General features: G+C 54.4%; 13 protein-coding genes. 12 read left to right on the top strand and 1 reads right to left on the bottom strand.

All coding sequences use genetic code 11. The features are described 5' to 3' along the window. Positions 1-99 precede the first annotated feature (99 nt). From entD to KGP25_RS06175, 6 genes are all read left to right on the top strand, one after another. A complete protein-coding gene (entD, locus tag KGP25_RS06200; protein WP_223540124.1) occupies positions 100-753 on the top strand; it encodes an enterobactin synthase subunit EntD in 654 nt (217 codons plus the stop codon). A 348-nt stretch (positions 754-1101) separates the two neighbouring features. Continuing rightward, complete coding sequence (locus KGP25_RS06195; protein WP_045909632.1) at positions 1102-1320, top strand: hypothetical protein; 219 nt, start codon at positions 1102-1104, stop codon at positions 1318-1320. A gap of 140 nt (positions 1321-1460) precedes the next feature. Next, positions 1461-1703, top strand: a complete 243-nt coding sequence (locus tag KGP25_RS06190; RefSeq protein ID WP_052714374.1) for a hypothetical protein — start codon at positions 1461-1463, stop codon at positions 1701-1703. A 132-nt stretch (positions 1704-1835) separates the two neighbouring features. Beyond that, positions 1836-3110 (top strand): HlyD family secretion protein, encoded by a 1275-nt coding sequence (locus KGP25_RS06185; RefSeq protein ID WP_167212087.1) that lies wholly within the window; start codon positions 1836-1838, stop codon positions 3108-3110. Beyond that, positions 3103-5235 (top strand): peptidase domain-containing ABC transporter, encoded by a 2133-nt coding sequence (locus KGP25_RS06180; protein ID WP_045909634.1) that lies wholly within the window; start codon positions 3103-3105, stop codon positions 5233-5235. Before KGP25_RS06185 ends, KGP25_RS06180 begins: the two co-directional genes overlap by 8 nt. Continuing rightward, on the top strand, positions 5232-7337 hold the full coding sequence (locus KGP25_RS06175) for a prolyl oligopeptidase family serine peptidase (protein ID WP_223540123.1): 2106 nt from the start codon (positions 5232-5234) through the stop codon (positions 7335-7337). Before KGP25_RS06180 ends, KGP25_RS06175 begins: the two co-directional genes overlap by 4 nt. A gap of 46 nt (positions 7338-7383) precedes the next feature. Here KGP25_RS06175 and betT read toward each other — a convergent pair whose 3' ends face one another. Further along, positions 7384-9417, bottom strand: coding sequence for a choline BCCT transporter BetT (gene betT, locus KGP25_RS06170; protein WP_024906970.1), 2034 nt, complete (start codon positions 9415-9417; stop codon positions 7384-7386). A 128-nt stretch (positions 9418-9545) separates the two neighbouring features. On the opposite strand from betT, the gene betI reads away from it, so the two are divergent. The 6 genes from betI (at position 9546) to KGP25_RS06140 (ending at position 15692) form a co-directional block, all read left to right on the top strand. Then, a complete protein-coding gene (gene betI, locus KGP25_RS06165) occupies positions 9546-10133 on the top strand; it encodes a transcriptional regulator BetI (RefSeq protein ID WP_023343550.1) in 588 nt (195 codons plus the stop codon). 13 nt (positions 10134-10146) lie between these two features. Continuing rightward, positions 10147-11619 carry a betaine-aldehyde dehydrogenase gene (gene betB / locus KGP25_RS06160; protein WP_223540122.1) on the top strand — a complete coding sequence of 491 codons (1473 nt, stop codon included), beginning with the start codon at positions 10147-10149 and terminating at the stop codon, positions 11617-11619. 13 nt (positions 11620-11632) lie between these two features. Beyond that, the gene (gene betA, locus KGP25_RS06155; RefSeq protein ID WP_223540121.1) at positions 11633-13297 is read left to right on the top strand and encodes a choline dehydrogenase; all 1665 of its coding nucleotides are present in this window, start codon (positions 11633-11635) and stop codon (positions 13295-13297) included. A 589-nt stretch (positions 13298-13886) separates the two neighbouring features. Further along, the gene (locus tag KGP25_RS06150; protein WP_024906966.1) at positions 13887-14450 is read left to right on the top strand and encodes a fasciclin domain-containing protein; all 564 of its coding nucleotides are present in this window, start codon (positions 13887-13889) and stop codon (positions 14448-14450) included. 43 nt (positions 14451-14493) lie between these two features. After that, on the top strand, positions 14494-15048 hold the full coding sequence (locus KGP25_RS06145; protein ID WP_032649640.1) for a sigma-70 family RNA polymerase sigma factor: 555 nt from the start codon (positions 14494-14496) through the stop codon (positions 15046-15048). Next, positions 15045-15692: an anti-sigma factor gene (locus KGP25_RS06140; protein WP_069719628.1), complete on the top strand. Its 648-nt coding sequence runs from the start codon at positions 15045-15047 to the stop codon at positions 15690-15692. The genes KGP25_RS06145 and KGP25_RS06140 overlap by 4 nt, the downstream gene beginning before the upstream one ends. Positions 15693-15935: the final 243 nt, after the last annotated feature.

Here is a 15935-nt window from a genome sequence, read left to right as displayed (position 1 = left end):
GCAACCCCGTTGCCGTTTTTAGTGTTTGCTCCCTCTCCCCGTGGGAGAGGGCTGGGGTGAGGACATCAGGCCGCACTATTTGCTGATAGAGGAAAAACCATGCACACAACCCACACCACGTTCATTCTCGCCGGCCACACCGTTCACCACGTCACCTTCGACCCAACCACCTTCACCGACGCCGATCTCCTCTGGCTCCCCCACCACGCCGAGCTTGCAAACGCCGGGCGCAAACGCAAAGCCGAGCATCTGGCAGGCCGCATCGCCGCCGCGCATGCCTTACCTGACCACACCGTGCCCGGCATCGGCCCCAGCGGTGAACCTCTCTGGGCTGACGGCGTTTCGGGGAGCATCACCCACTGCGGCACGCAGGCGATGGCAGTTGCCGTCCGTCATCCAGATGCGCTTGTGGGTATTGATTGCGAAGCCATTCTTCCTGACCGTGAAGCCCGAGAAATCCAGGACGGCATCATTGATGCACAGGAAGCGATGTGCCTGACACGCTCGGGCTACCCCTTTGCGCTGGCGTTGACGCTTGCATTCAGCGCCAAAGAGAGTTTGTTTAAAGCCCTGTTCCCTACGGCAAGGCGCTACATGGGATTCGATTGTGCACGGGTCACGGCGTTGAATCAGCAAACTATCGCGTTGACGCTCAGCCATCCGGCAGGCCGTTATCAGCAGGGAAAATGCTTTAGCCTCGCCTGGCAACGTGTTAATGGAGAGGTATATACCTTGATTGTCGTTCAGGAATAATGCTGCCCTGTTTATTGCTCCAGCCATTTAGTTTTAATTAATACCAGATGAATAATAACAAAACCATCCTCCCCTATAGCCACCAATCAAATAAGCGTACACCCACCGGGAAAAAATGTTAAGCCCCTCCCTACCATTTATAATAGCCACCAAAATTTTCCTTGAGCATTTAAAAGTATGCGAGCAGTTTTTTTCATAACAGAACTCAGCCATAAAACCTCGAGCCAGATCAAAAATGCCAAGATAAAAAAAACAATAAACACAAAATAAATCATTTCAATTTTATAATTTTAGGAACATTATGCTTTCGCTGTTTTACATTAACTCAATATCACTAAGGAAAGTATAATGCGTGAATTAAACCAAAATGAAATGAGCAGTGTCGCTGGTGGAATTGGTGCTGGTAACGGGAACGGTAATCACAGTGGTAACGGCAATGGTAACAGTGGTGGTAACGGTGGTACCTGTAACGGCGGCAATGGTGGTAATGGTGGCCGTGGGGGTAATGGCGGCAACGGCGGTAATGGCGGAAACTGTGGTGGTGGTAATAATGGCGGACGCCGTTAATCACCCTTAACAGCGAATACGACGGCTCACGATAGATTTTTATTGTGGGCCATCGTGAAGGATGTACTTATTTCATCAGGAGATGAAAATGCGAAAATTACTGAATTCTGAGATGCAGCTTATTTCCGGAGGATCACAATGTGACGGCGGTAATGGCGGCAATGGGGGCGCCGGTGGGAACGGAGGTCGTGGAGGAAACGGTGGCACGTGTGGGTCAGGCAATGGCGGCAACGGCGGCAATGGTGGACGTGGAGGTAACGGAGGAGATGGCGGTAACGGTGGCCCAGGCGGGAAAGGGGGCAAAGGCGGAAAAGGAGGTCCCGGAGGACATGACGGACGCAATGGAAAAGATGGCTGAATCTTTACCGGGTCAACATTACTGACTGAGAGCTAATGGCCAGGACAGTCAGTGAACGTTTTGGAACAGGTGGAATAACCAGGCGCCATTCAGCTAAAAATGATCGCCTGGAATCAGGCTAAATCTAAAGACTTGCTTTACAAAAGGAATAGCATGCGTGTATCGCCAACAAGCGGTTGAATACAAAAAAATGCGATGGCAGGGAAAGGCCTTATTACTACCTGGTATTCCAATTTGGCTTGTTGCCGGATTATCTGCTTTTTTTATTGTTGCCTTTATCGTTTTCATTTTGACATTCAGCTATACAAGAAGGATCACAGTGATGGGTGAGATATCCACGTATCCCCGCTCATCAAATGTGTATGCCAGTGTCCAGGGCGTTGTAGTTAAACAGTTTGTCACTGAAGGTCAACTGCTCAAAACAGGCGATGCTATCTACATGATAGATGTTAGTAAAAGCACGCGTAGCGGTGTTGTGAGTGATAACCAGCGAATGGATGTCGATAACCAACTTACACGTATTGCTCAAATCACGGATCTTCTTCAGGAGAATAAAAGAAACACTCTGGAAATGCTAAAAAAACAAAAAGAGCAATACAGTGCGGCCCTCAAAAGATCCTCAGACATTATCGCACAAGCCCAGGAAGGCATTCGCGTCATGAAAACGAACATGGAAAACTATCGGCATTATCAAGCGCGCGGACTTATCACGCAGGATCAGTTGATAAACCAGATAGCCTTATACTACGAGCGACAAAATAATATGCTTAATTTGTCTGCTCAAAGCGATCAGAACGCGTTGCAGGTGACCACTCTCGAAAGCCAGATTCAAACTCAGGCTGCCGAATTTGATAACCAGATCCACCAGATGGAGCTTCAGCGCTACGAGCTGCAAAAAGAGCGTCTAAATATTGATGCCGGGGGCGCAATTATCATACGGGCAATGTCTGACGGGCGGGTAGACTCCCTGAGCGTTACTGTTGGGCAGATGATCAAACCTGGCGACAGCCTCCTGCAAATTATCCCTCTGACTATCGATCATTTTTCTCTTGTCACATGGGTGCCTAATGATGCCGTCCCCTACCTTTCTCCTGGCGACCGGGTGAACATTCGCTATGAGGCGTTTCCGGCACAAAAATTTGGCATGTTTGGGGGCTCCATTTCGGTTATCTCGCGTTCCCCAGCCTCCCCTCAGGAGATGCAAACCTATCAGGGGGCACTTAAAGCAACCTCACCCGGGGCCGCCCCTTACTACAAAATTATTATCAGGCCTGACAGACAAAACATTGCCTATGCGGGCAAACGTCTGAGTTTAGGCAATGGTATGCAGGCTCAAAGCACCTTATTTCTGGAAAAAAGAAAAATCTACCAGTGGATGCTTTCACCCTTCTACGATATGAAAAATAGCGCCGGGGGTCCGGTAAATGAGTAAACGCTCTCTTAAAACCCTCATCGAACAGCTGGATCTCCAGTTGCGCTCCCGGGTTCCGCTGGTCCACCAGACGGAATCGTCAGAGTGCGGCCTGGCCTGCCTCGCGATGATCTGTAGCCACTATGGCAAACAGAGCAACCTCATCGCCCTGCGTCAACAATTTAACCTGTCGGCACGGGGCACCACGCTGGCAGGCATGACGCAAATTGCTGAACAGCTTGGACTCGCAACACGCTGTTTATCCCTCGATCTCAATGAACTCAGCGCGCTTAAGACTCCTTGCATCCTGCACTGGGATTTTAACCATTTTGTGGTACTCGTCAGCGTGAAGCAGAATCGAGCCATACTTCACGACCCCGCTCGGGGGAGAAGAAAAGTAGGTATGGAGGAGATGTCGAAATACTTCACCGGCATAGCGCTCGAAGTATGGCCCGGAAGTACATTTGCCGCACAGCCAACAAGCCATCAGTTCAGCCTAAGGTCCCTGGCCGCGAAGGTGCACGGCCTTAAGGGAATGTTAGGCAAAATATTTTTCTATTCGCTCATTATTGAAACCATCAACCTGCTTATACCGATAGGCACTCAACTCGCCCTGGATCATGCTATTCCCGCCGCAGATATGGGCTTGTTAACGGTGATTTGTATCGGCCTGTTTCTCTTTACTTTACTGCGCGTGGCGTTGAGTGCTTTACGTTCATGGTCCTCGCTGATAATGACGACGCTTATCAATGTGCAGTGGCAGTCCGGGCTTTTTACCCATCTCGTGCGGCTGCCTCTAAGCTATTTTGAGCGGCGCAAGCTGGGCGATATTCAGTCGCGCTTTGGATCACTGAACACGCTTCGGGAAACTTTTACCAGTAGCATCATTGGGGCACTTATCGATGGAACCATGATGATGGGTGTCATCGTGATGATGATACTTTATGGCGGCTGGCTGACTGGCGTAGTCATAGGCTTTACTGCGCTGTATGTTCTGACCAGACTAATGACCTACAGTACCTATCGCGAGCTATCGGAAGAAACCCTCATCAGAGATGCCCGCACCCGGTCCTATTTCATGGAAACGTTGTACGGTATCGCGACCGTAAAAATGCAGGGTTTGAGTGAGAGACGCGGCACTCACTGGTTAAATCTGGAAATTGACACGATCAATACAGAGATAAAAATCACCAAAATGGATCTGCTTTTTGGTGGGGTAAACGCTTTTATTATTGCCTGCGAACAAATAACAATGTTATGGCTGGGTTCAAAACTCATCATAGAAAACGCGATGACAATTGGGATGTTCATCGCTTTTGGCGTGTTCAGAGAACAATTTGCCGACAGAATCTGGTCACTGACAAATTTTCTGATGAAGTTGCGCATGATGCATCTTCATAACGAACGCGTATCCGATATTGCGCTTAACGTAAGAGAAATGAAAAAGCCTGACAGAGAAATCATAAATACCATGCAACCTGTTACTCTTGAAACCCATGCGCTGAGCTATCGCTATGACGAGCATTCCGCCGATGTTTTTCGCAATCTCTCATTCAAGGTTTCAGCAGGTGAAAGCGTGGCGATTACAGGACCGTCAGGAGCGGGGAAAACTACGCTTATGAGAGTACTTTGTGGCTTATTTGAACCACTTTCGGGCTCCGTCACAATCGACGGTTATGACATTCAACAGCTGGGTTTAAACAACTATCGTAAAATTATCGGCTGCGTTATGCAGGATGATAAGTTGTTCTCTGGATCAATCAGGGAAAATATTTGTGGCTTTGATGACAAAGGCGATAAGGAGTGGATGGAAGCCTGCGCCCGCGCCAGCTATATCCATGACGTGATTATAAAAATGCCTATGGGATACGAGACCCTAATTGGTGAACTCGGTGAAGGATTATCAGGTGGACAAAAACAGCGACTCTTTATTGCGCGCGCGCTATATCGCAAACCCGGAATATTATTTATGGATGAAGCGACCAGCGCGCTGGATGAAGAGAGTGAGAGCTATGTCAATGCAGCCATCAAAAAGTTAAACATCACACGCATTATCATCGCGCACAGAAAATCAACTATCGCATCCGCTGAACGTGTGATTCAACTAACGCCACTAACAGAACAACATGAGCCCAGCCAGAAATGAAACATTGCCTGATACCGAGAATAAAACCTATCAGCAAGCAGATAATTATTACGATCCTCGCATTTTTCGGCTGTCTCTTTTTCGCTCATGCTAACGAAAATCCCTATGAGGATGGCATGGATCCTTATCATTGGATGGAAACTCACCCCCAACAGACTGCTCGCTGGTTAAATCAACGCTCAAACCAGACGGTTAAGACACTCCACGCCCTTCCATGGAGAAACGCGCTGGCGAAAAGGTTAAGCGAGCTGGAGAATACGGCCCCCACTATTTCTGATATTTATGATGCGGGACAAAATCGTTTTTATCTACGCTCAGCGGTCGAACACCCATACCTGCGGCTGTTTGTAAGACAGAAGGGAAAACCGGAACGGGTGCTCATTGATCCGCCTGTTGGCTATGGGATTAATTTTTTTAGCCCTTCACATGATGGTCGCTATGTGGCTTTTGGGCTCTCAAGAAACGGGACTGAAAACACGAGAATTACCGTTATCCGGGTTGTGGATAATGTCGTATTAGATACGCATATCCCCGACGTTCGCTATCCCAGCGTTGTCTGGGCCGCGGATAATCAGTCCTTTTATTATAGTCTCAACACCATCACTCAGGATTCAGGACGACAAACCTGCGGCAAGGTCTACCTCCATCGTATAGGGCACGACAGAGACGTTATGACGTTTGACTGGCGCACGCTCCCTGAACTCGCACAAAAAGCCTGCGAAAACGTTAATCTGTACACCTCTCCTGATTCTGAATATCTGATTGTTAACATTTCAAAATCCATCAGTGGTTATGGAGGCTACCTTTTTGCCGCTAAAAAAGACGCGGATGACAACAGCACACTCATCTGGAACAAAATTGTTGATACCGATAAAAATGTTTCTGCCTTTGTTTATTCCGGGAAGTGGATTTATCTGGCGAGCTATAACGCCTCCTCAGGCTATGATATTTCACGCATCAATCTGGCGGCTCCTGCCTCCACCAAAGAACCCGTGATGAGCTGGTCGAACGGAGAGTTAACACAATTAAGCCTGAGTAGGGATTCACTTTATGTGGCTTATCATAACGCCGGAATCAGTAAATTCATGCGTATTCCGTTTGCTGATATCCGTAATCACCAGGCAATTCCGGTCCCTGCAGATGAAGACGTGAGTGCGATATTTGCCAGCAGCGATAGTCAGGACATTCTCTTTACCCGTCAGGGCTGGCTTAATCCCCCCGTCATTTATCATTATCAACCTGCGGATAACATTATCCAGAAAACAGAGTTAATACCGCCGTTAAGCCAGCCCATGACAGACTATGTGACGGAAGAAAAATGGGTCACTACAGCAGAGAATGTTCGCGTCCCACTGACTCTCATATACCGTAAAGGCATTGCGCGCGATGGTTCGGTCCCTACCTGGTTGACGGCTTATGGCGCGTACGGTGTGAGTACGTTTCCTTCATTCGATCTGACCCGTCTGCTCTGGCTGGAACAAGGCGGTATTCTCGCTATCGCGCATGTACGCGGAGGCGGTGAAATGGGCCCTGAATGGCACGAAGCAGGAAGAGCGGATAAGAAAGAAAATTCCATTACCGATTTTATCCGTTGCGCGGAATATCTTATCGACAGTCGCTACACCTCACCGTCAAAACTGGCAATCGGGGGTGAAAGCGCGGGGGGAATTATCGTGGGTATGGCGATGACCCGTCGCCCGGAACTGTTTTCCGCAGTGGCCATAGACGCCGGGATGCTGAATACCAGCCGACTGGATAACATTCCGATAGGCGTGATGAACTATGACGAACTGGGATCGCCGCTGACGCCGTCAGGCAGGCTAAACTTATTGAAAATAGATGCTTACCGGCATCTGGTACCTGAAAAACGTTATCCTCCCGTGCTGTTAACCGTGGGCCTGCATGACCAGCGCGTTTCTCCGTGGCAAACAGCAAAATTCGCCGCCCGTTTAGAGGAGATCGGCTCGCCGCGTAGCGTGCTGGTTCTGGCTTACCGTCAGGGAGGACACAGTGCAGCAACCTATGCCGAGGCCGATTCAAAATTAGTCGACACGGTAAGTTTCTTCATCTGGAAAACCGGTCTTCACGTTCAGGACAGGTGAAAGCGGCACCCGTTACGGGTGCCCTGTCATTCATACACGAAATAGATCAAACATCCGGAAACATCACGCTATTCCCCGGCGCTTCCCTGTGCAGATGGATAAAGTTCAGGTGCCGTTCATACTGGTCCAGAATATCCGTAATCACCTGCTCCTTGCTGTAGTCCATCAAATCATTCCCCTGACTTCCTTCCAGCAGGAAGGTCTCAAGCCGGTAGTAGGTCGACTTCCCGCTGCGCGCCCGGTAGGTAAAGCCGGGGACCGAGTACTGCTGCGGCCAGATCTGGTAGACAAAGTTCTGCTCGTCGCCCATGTGCACCAGCAGATCCAGGTGCCCCAGGGTCTCGCCCTCCTCCGGCGGCAGGTTTTTCAGCTCCACGTAGGCGCCACGCAGCTTCAGCTCCTGCGCCACCTCTTCCATCGCCGGGAAGCAGACCGTCTCCATCATCTGTTTGGTGTAGCGCGTGCCCGGGTAGTTCATCAGGCGCGACAGGCGTTTCTTCCAGCTCAGCCTGTCCTGCGCGCCCATCGGGCGCGGCGCGGTGTCGCGGCTGGCGCTGACACGGCGGTAATCTTCCACCTTGAGCGATTTATACAGCCCGGCCATCACGAAGAAGATAACGAAGCTGAACGGCAGCCCCATGATCACCGTGGTGTTCTGCAACGCCGAGATGCCGTTGGTCATCAGCATGCCGAGCGTCAGCAGCCCGATGGCGACGGACCAGAAGATGCGCAGCCAGTTCGGGGCATCGCTGTTGATGTCTTTGAGCTTCGAGGTGAAGTTGCCCAGCACCAGCGCGCCGGAATCCGCTGAGGTGACGTAAAACAGCAGGCCGGTAATGGTCGCTACGGAGGCGCTAAAGGTGAACGCCGGGTACTGCGCCAGCAGGCTGTAGAAGCCGCGCTCCGGGTGCGCCATCGCTTCCTGTGCAAAGGTTGCGTTGCCGTGGATGATCTCATGGAGCGCGCTGTTGCCGAACACCGACAGCCACAGCAGGGTAAAGGTGAACGGGATAATCAGCGTGCCCATCACAAACTGACGGATGGTGCGGCCACGTGAAATACGCGCCAGGAACAGGCCGACAAACGGCGACCACGCGACCCACCACGCCCAGAAGAAGAGCGTCCAGTTGTTCATCCACTCCACCGGGCGGTCGAAGGCGAAGCTGTTCAGCGTCATGCCCATAAAGCGGTTCACGTAGTCGCCCACGTTCAGCACTAAGGCATTGAGCAGGAACGAGGTGTCGCCCATAAACAGCACGAACAGGATCAGGCCCAGCGCCAGCGCCACGTTCAGCTCGGAGAGCACGCGGATGCCCTTGTCGACGCCCGACGTCACCGAAATGGTGGCGATAATGACGGAGAGCGCAATCAGCGCCGCTTTCGCCGCCATCGAATCCGGAATATCAAACAGCACGCTCAGGCCGTAGTTAAGCTGCACCACGCCAATCCCGAGCGTTGTCGCGATGCCGAAGATGGTGCCGATCACCGCCGCAATGTCGACGCTGTGGCCGATCGGACCGTTGATCTTTTTACCGAAAATCGGGTACAGCGCAGAGCGGATGGTGAGGGGCAAATTATAACGATAGCTAAAGTATCCCAGCGCCATCCCCATCAGGGCGTACATTGACCAGCCGGTCAGGCCGTAGTGGAACAGCGTCCAGACCATCGCCTGACGCGCGGCCTCCATTGTCTGCCCTGCCCCTTCCGGGGGCTGCATATACTGCGTGACCGGTTCGGCCACAGAGAAGAACATCAGGTCGATGCCGATGCCCGCGGCAAATAGCATCGCGGCCCAGCTCAGCAGGCTGAACTCGGGCTTGGACTGCTCGGGACCGAGCTTAACGGAGCCGAAGCGCGAGCAGGCAATGCAGACCACAAAGACGATATAGAGCGTCGCCGCCAGCAGGTAGTACCAGCCGAAGGTCTTTGACACCCAGTTCAGGGTGCGCCCAATCCACTCGGCAGAAAAATCGCGAAAGAAGATCGTTGTCAGGGAAAACAACAAAATCAGCCCGGCGGACGTATAAAAAACGACCGGGTTGATTTTGTCTTTTTCTCTGTCCTGTGAAAGGTCTGTCATCCAGTATCCTCACTGTTTTTGTAACTATTAAAATCCAAATCCGCAACAATTAAGACACATTTTATATTGAACGTCCAATCAAAAACCGCTTTAATGGTTAACCAACGCTGATGAATGGAGTGGCAAAAATGCCCAAAGTGGGGATGCAGCCGATCCGGCGCAGGCAGCTTATCGACGCCACGCTGGAAGCAATAAATGAAGTGGGAATGCACGACGCGACGATCGCGCAGATCGCCCGTCGGGCGGGCGTTTCCACGGGGATCATCAGTCACTATTTCAAAGACAAAAATGGTCTGCTGGAAGCGACCATGCGCGACATCACCGGCCAGCTGCGCGATGCGGTATTAAGCCGCCTGCACGCCCTGCCGAACGGCAGCGCGGAGCAGCGTCTGCAGGCGATTGTCGGCGGTAACTTTGATGAAACCCAGGTGAGCAGCGCCGCGATGAAGGCCTGGCTGGCCTTCTGGGCAAGCAGCATGCACCAGCCGATGCTCTACCGCCTGCAGCAGGTGAGCAGCCGCCGCCTGCTGTCGAACCTGGTGTACGAGTTCCGCCGCGAGCTTCCGCGCGAGCAGGCCCAGGAGGCGGGCTACGGGCTGGCGGCACTGATCGACGGGCTGTGGCTGCGCGCCGCGCTGAGCGGCAAGCCGCTGGATAAGACCCTGGCGCAGTCACTGACCAGCCACTTTATCAGCCAGCATTTACCGACCGAATAACCGAGGAGAATTTATGTCCCGAATGGCAGAACAGCAGCTTTATATCAATGGTGGTTATACATCGGCCACCAGCGGTCGCACCTTCGAGACCATAAACCCGGCCAACGGTGAAGTCCTGGCGACCGTTCAGGCCGCCGGGCGCGAAGATGTTGATCGCGCCGTAGAAAGCGCAACGCGCGGGCAAAAAGTCTGGGCGGCGATGACCGCCATGGAGCGCTCTCGCATCCTGCGTCGCGCCGTCGACATCCTGCGCGAGCGCAACGACGATCTGGCAAAGCTGGAAACCCTCGACACCGGTAAAGCGTATTCCGAAACCTCAACCGTGGATATCGTCACCGGTGCGGACGTGCTGGAGTACTACGCGGGTCTGATCCCGGCGCTGGAAGGCAGCCAGATCCCCTTGCGCGAGACCTCATTCGTCTATACCCGCCGCGAGCCGCTGGGCGTAGTAGCGGGCATCGGCGCGTGGAACTACCCGATCCAGATCGCCCTGTGGAAATCCGCCCCGGCGCTGGCGGCGGGCAACGCAGTGATCTTCAAGCCGAGCGAAGTGACGCCGCTTACCGCCCTGAAACTTGCCGAGATCTACACCGAAGCGGGCCTGCCGGACGGCGTGTTTAACGTCCTGCCGGGCGTGGGCGCGGAGACCGGCCAGTACCTGACCGAGCATCCGGGCATCGCCAAAGTCTCCTTTACCGGCGGCGTCGCCAGCGGCAAAAAGGTGATGGCGAACGCTGCGGCCTCCTCCCTGAAAGAGGTGACGATGGAGCTGGGCGGCAAATCGCCGCTGATTATTTTTGACGATGCGGATCTGGATCTCGCGGCGGACATCGCCATGATGGCCAACTTTTTCAGCTCCGGCCAGGTGTGCACCAACGGCACCCGTGTGTTTGTTCCGGCTAAGTTCAAAGCCGCGTTTGAGCAGAAAATCGTTGAGCGCGTGGGCCGCATCCGCGCGGGCGATCTGTTCGATGAAGCTACCAACTTTGGTCCGATGGTCAGCTTCCCGCACCGCGACAGCGTGATGCGCTACATCGCCAAAGGCAAAGAGGAAGGCGCGCGCGTGCTGTGCGGCGGCGACGTGCTGAAGGGCGAAGGCTTCGATAACGGCGCGTGGGTGGCCCCGACCGTGTTCACCGACTGCACTGACGAAATGACCATCGTGCGCGAAGAGATCTTCGGCCCGGTGATGTCCATCCTCACCTATGAGTCCATTGAGGAAGCGATTCGCCGCGCCAACGACACCGACTACGGGCTGGCGGCAGGCATCGTCACGGCCGACCTGAACCGCGCCCACGGCGCCATTCATCAGCTCGAGGCGGGCATCTGCTGGATCAACACCTGGGGTGAATCCGCTGCAGAGATGCCGGTCGGCGGCTACAAGCACTCCGGCATTGGCCGCGAGAATGGCGTGATGACGCTGCAGAGCTACACCCAGGTGAAGTCCATCCAGGTTGAGATGGGTAAATTCCAGTCCATATTTTAACCGGGAGGTTTATTTGCAATTTGACTACATCATTATCGGGGCCGGCTCTGCCGGCAACGTGCTGGCTACACGACTGACTGAAGATCCGAACACCACCGTCCTGCTGCTTGAAGCAGGCGGACCGGATTACCGCTTTGACTTCCGCACCCAGATGCCCGCCGCGCTGGCGTTCCCGCTGCAGGGCAAGCGCTACAACTGGGCGTACGAAACCGAACCAGAGCCGTACATGAACAACCGCCGCATGGAGTGCGGGCGCGGCAAAGGGCTGGGCGGCTCGTCGCTGATCAACGGCATGTGCTACATCCGCGGTAACGCGATGGACCTCGACAACTGGGCAAAAGAGCCGGGTCTGGAGCACTGGAGCTACCTCAACTGCCTGCCCTACTACCGCAAGGCAGAGACGCGCGACGTGGGGCCGAACGACTATCACGGCGGCGACGGTCCGGTGAGCGTCACCACTTCGAAACCGGGCGTGAACCCGCTGTTTGAGGCGATGGTGGAGGCGGGCGTGCAGGCGGGCTATCCGCGCACCGACGATCTCAACGGCTATCAGCAGGAAGGCTTCGGCCCGATGGACCGCACGGTCACGCCGCAGGGCCGACGCGCCAGCACCGCGCGCGGCTATCTGGATCAGGCGAAACCGCGCCCAAACCTGACCATCCGCACCCACGCCATGACCGATCGCATCCTCTTTGAGGGCAAGCGCGCGGTGGGCGTCGAGTGGCTGGAGGGTGAAAGCACCATCCCATCCAAAGCGACGGCAAAAAAAGAAGTGCTGCTGAGTGCCGGGGCGATTGCCTCCCCGCAGATCCTCCAGCGCTCCGGCGTGGGCAACGCTGACCTGCTGAAACAGTTCGATATCCCGCTGGTACACGATCTGCCCGGCGTGGGCGAAAACCTGCAGGATCACCTGGAGATGTACCTCCAGTACGAATGCAAAGAGCCGGTCTCCCTCTACCCTGCTCTGCAGTGGTGGAACCAGCCGAAGATTGGCGCCGAGTGGCTGTTTGGCGGCACCGGCGTGGGCGCGAGCAACCACTTCGAAGCGGGCGGGTTTATCCGCAGCCGCGAGGAGTTTGAGTGGCCGAACATTCAGTACCACTTCCTGCCGGTGGCGATTAACTACAACGGCTCGAACGCGGTGAAAGAACATGGCTTCCAGTGCCACGTCGGCTCCATGCGCTCCCCGAGCCGTGGACACGTGCGCATCCAGTCGCGCGATCCACACCAGCATCCGGCGATCCTGTTCAACTATATGTCCCACGAGCAGGACTGGCAGGAGTTCCGCGACGCGATCCGCATTACCCGCGAGATCATGCACCAGCCCGCTCTGGACAAGTACCGCGGCCGTGAAATCAGTCCGGGTATAGACTGCCAGACCGACGAGCAGTTGGACGAGTTCGTGCGCAACCACGCGGAAACCGCCTTCCACCCGTGCGGCACCTGCAAGATGGGTTACGACGAGATGGCGGTGGTCGACGGCGAAGGCCGCGTTCACGGGTTGGAAGGGCTGCGCGTGGTGGATGCGTCGATTATGCCGCAGATCATCACCGGCAACCTGAACGCCACCACCATTATGATCGGCGAGAAGATTGCCGACGCCATTCGTGGACGCGAGCCGCTGGCGAAGAGCACGGCGGCGTATTATGTGGCGAACGGGGCACCGGTGAGGCGCTGAGGATATTTCCCCTCACCCTGCCTCTCCCCATAGGCTGAGGGATCCCCAGTAATTTTAAGCAGCATCAATAACGTTGTTTAAGAACGACTGAAGCCTTTCAGCGATGCCCTGGTCCGGCTGTAAATCGCTGAGGCGTTTCCTGCAGGCCGGGGCGAGGCGCATGGATGCGCCGAGAGGGCGGGCTTTACAGGGACGTTACCTCCGCCCGTCCCCGATAAGCCGGAAGGAATAAGCCGAGGGCACCGCGTAGCGGCGATTTACCGCCGGGAGCCCGGGTCGCCAGGGTGGTGGCGACTGAGCCACCCTGGCACGTTCACAGGTTATGGGGTTACAGAGTAGCAAGGAACATAAAGTGAACGGAATGACCACAACAGCTGTATGTTCCCCTCACCCTAACCCTCTCCCCGGAGGGGCGAGGGGACTGTTCCGTGCTGGCATTACTTTGTGGGGCCCCCTCAGCTCCATAGGGGAGAGGGGATTAACCTCCCCCTTCAAAAATTTATTTTTATTTTCCTGCATCCAGTTTCCACCCTCCCCTCGTATATGCATATGTGAGCAACCCCTTTGCTCCCCAATCCGAGGAAAGATGATGAAAAAGCTAACCCGTGTTGCATTCGTAACCAGCGCTTTACTCTTCTGTGCAGGCGCATCAGCCGCCATGACGTCAGGCTCCGTGATGGTGGGCGGAGCGGAAATGTTCCCGAGCAAAAATATTGTTGAAAACGCCATAAACTCGAAAGATCACACCACGCTGGTAGCCGCCGTCAAAGCGGCAGGACTGGTGGACACGCTTCAGAGCAAAGGGCCGTTCACCGTGTTTGCGCCGACCAATGCGGCGTTTGCGAAATTGCCTGCCGGCACGGTCGAGAACCTGGTCAAACCCGAAAACAAAGCAACACTCACCAGCATCCTGACCTATCACGTGGTCGCCGGTAATTACGATATGAAAGCGCTGGAGCAGAAAATTAAACAGGGCGGCGGCCACGCGGAGCTGAAGACCGTTAACGGTCAGCCACTGTGGATCATGAGCAACGGCCCGCACAATATTCAGCTTAAGGACGGTAAAGGCAATGTGGCGAACATTAGCACCTATGACGTTCATCAAAAAAACGGCGTGATCGATGTGATTGATACCGTCCTGATGCCTAAGTAGTTGTCTATACTTCGGAAGTGTGACGTTGCCTTCCGGGAAAAACATGGATAACGCGCTGGCTGAACAGCAACTGAAATTAATGCAGGCGGTCGCAAACGGCGATCGCCGTGCATTTGAACAACTTTATCGACTCACGTCGCCACACCTGTTTGCCGTCGCGCTGCGCATGCTGCGTGACCGCGCGTGGGCAGAAGAGATCCTTCACGACTGTTTTATCACCGTCTGGAGTAAAGCCGAAACCTACAACGCAGCACTGAGCTCCCCGATGACCTGGCTTACGCACATTGTGCGCAACCGCTGTATTGACTGGCTGCGCAGCGGGCAAACCCGCGCTGCCGACCGCGAGACGGCGTATAACGACGCGATTCTGCCTTGCGAGAACGATGAGCAGAATAACTGGCACGACGATGTGCAGGCAGAACGGCTCAGGCAGTGTCTCGAACATTTGAGCAGCGAACAGCGCCAGAGCATTACGCTCGCCTACTATCAGGGAATGTCTCACAGCGACATTGCCGACTGGCTCCAGCAGCCTCTGGGCTCGGTGAAAAGCTGGATACGTCGGGCAATGGACCATCTTCGGGAGTGTGTCGGGCTATGAATGACGCAGAAAAACGTGACGACATGCTGGCAGCAGAGTATGCCCTCGGCACGCTGCGGGGAGGAGCGCGGCTTCAGTTCCAGAAAAGGGTCCTCCATGAACCCGCTCTGGCCGCCCGCGTGGCGTACTGGCAGGAGATGTTCAGCACGCTGGATAGTCATCTTGTGCCCGTCCCTCCACCCGAGACGGTGTGGAAGAGAATCGCCCTCGATCTGCCGCCCAAAAAGCCTTTACGCAAAAGTCGGCCTTATGTCGGCTGGATGGCTGCGGCCTCCCTCGCCGCCCTGTCGGTCGTTGCCTGGTATGCCATCCGTACCCCGGAACTCGCTCCGCTGATGGTACTCAACGATACCCAACAGCACGGACAGTGGGTCGTCAGCGCGGACGCCAGCCGTCAGCACCTGAGCATTGCCCCTCTTCGACCAACGGTCGTCGCGGCGCAACACAGCCTGCAGCTTTGGCTGATCCCAGGCGGGCAGGCGCCGGTATCCATGGGACTGCTGCATAACGACATCCCCACACGCGTCACCCTCAGGAACACAACGCTCCCTCCTGACGCCACGATTGCCATAAGCCTTGAACCAGAGGGCGGATCGCCCACTGGACTCCCCACAGGCCCGGTGCTTTACAGTGGCAAATTATAATCCTCAGGCCCTGTTCGCAGGGCCGCTATCGTGACCCGATTTCATTTATATACTATTCTCGGTTACCTATAAGAATTAAATATTAGGTCTGCAATTAATTTAATTATTAAAAAACGACATTGACAGACTCTTCCGTACTCCATTAAGTTTTAAACGAACATCATTTTATTCCCGATACACAATATATCCAAAACCGCGTTAATGAATTTGTCATTATTCATTAACGCTTCTCTGCCTTTTATT

Source organism: Enterobacter sp. JBIWA003 (assembly GCF_019968825.1).
GTDB lineage: Bacteria > Pseudomonadota > Gammaproteobacteria > Enterobacterales > Enterobacteriaceae > Enterobacter > Enterobacter quasiroggenkampii.
This window is presented reverse-complemented; position numbering and strand designations above follow the sequence as displayed.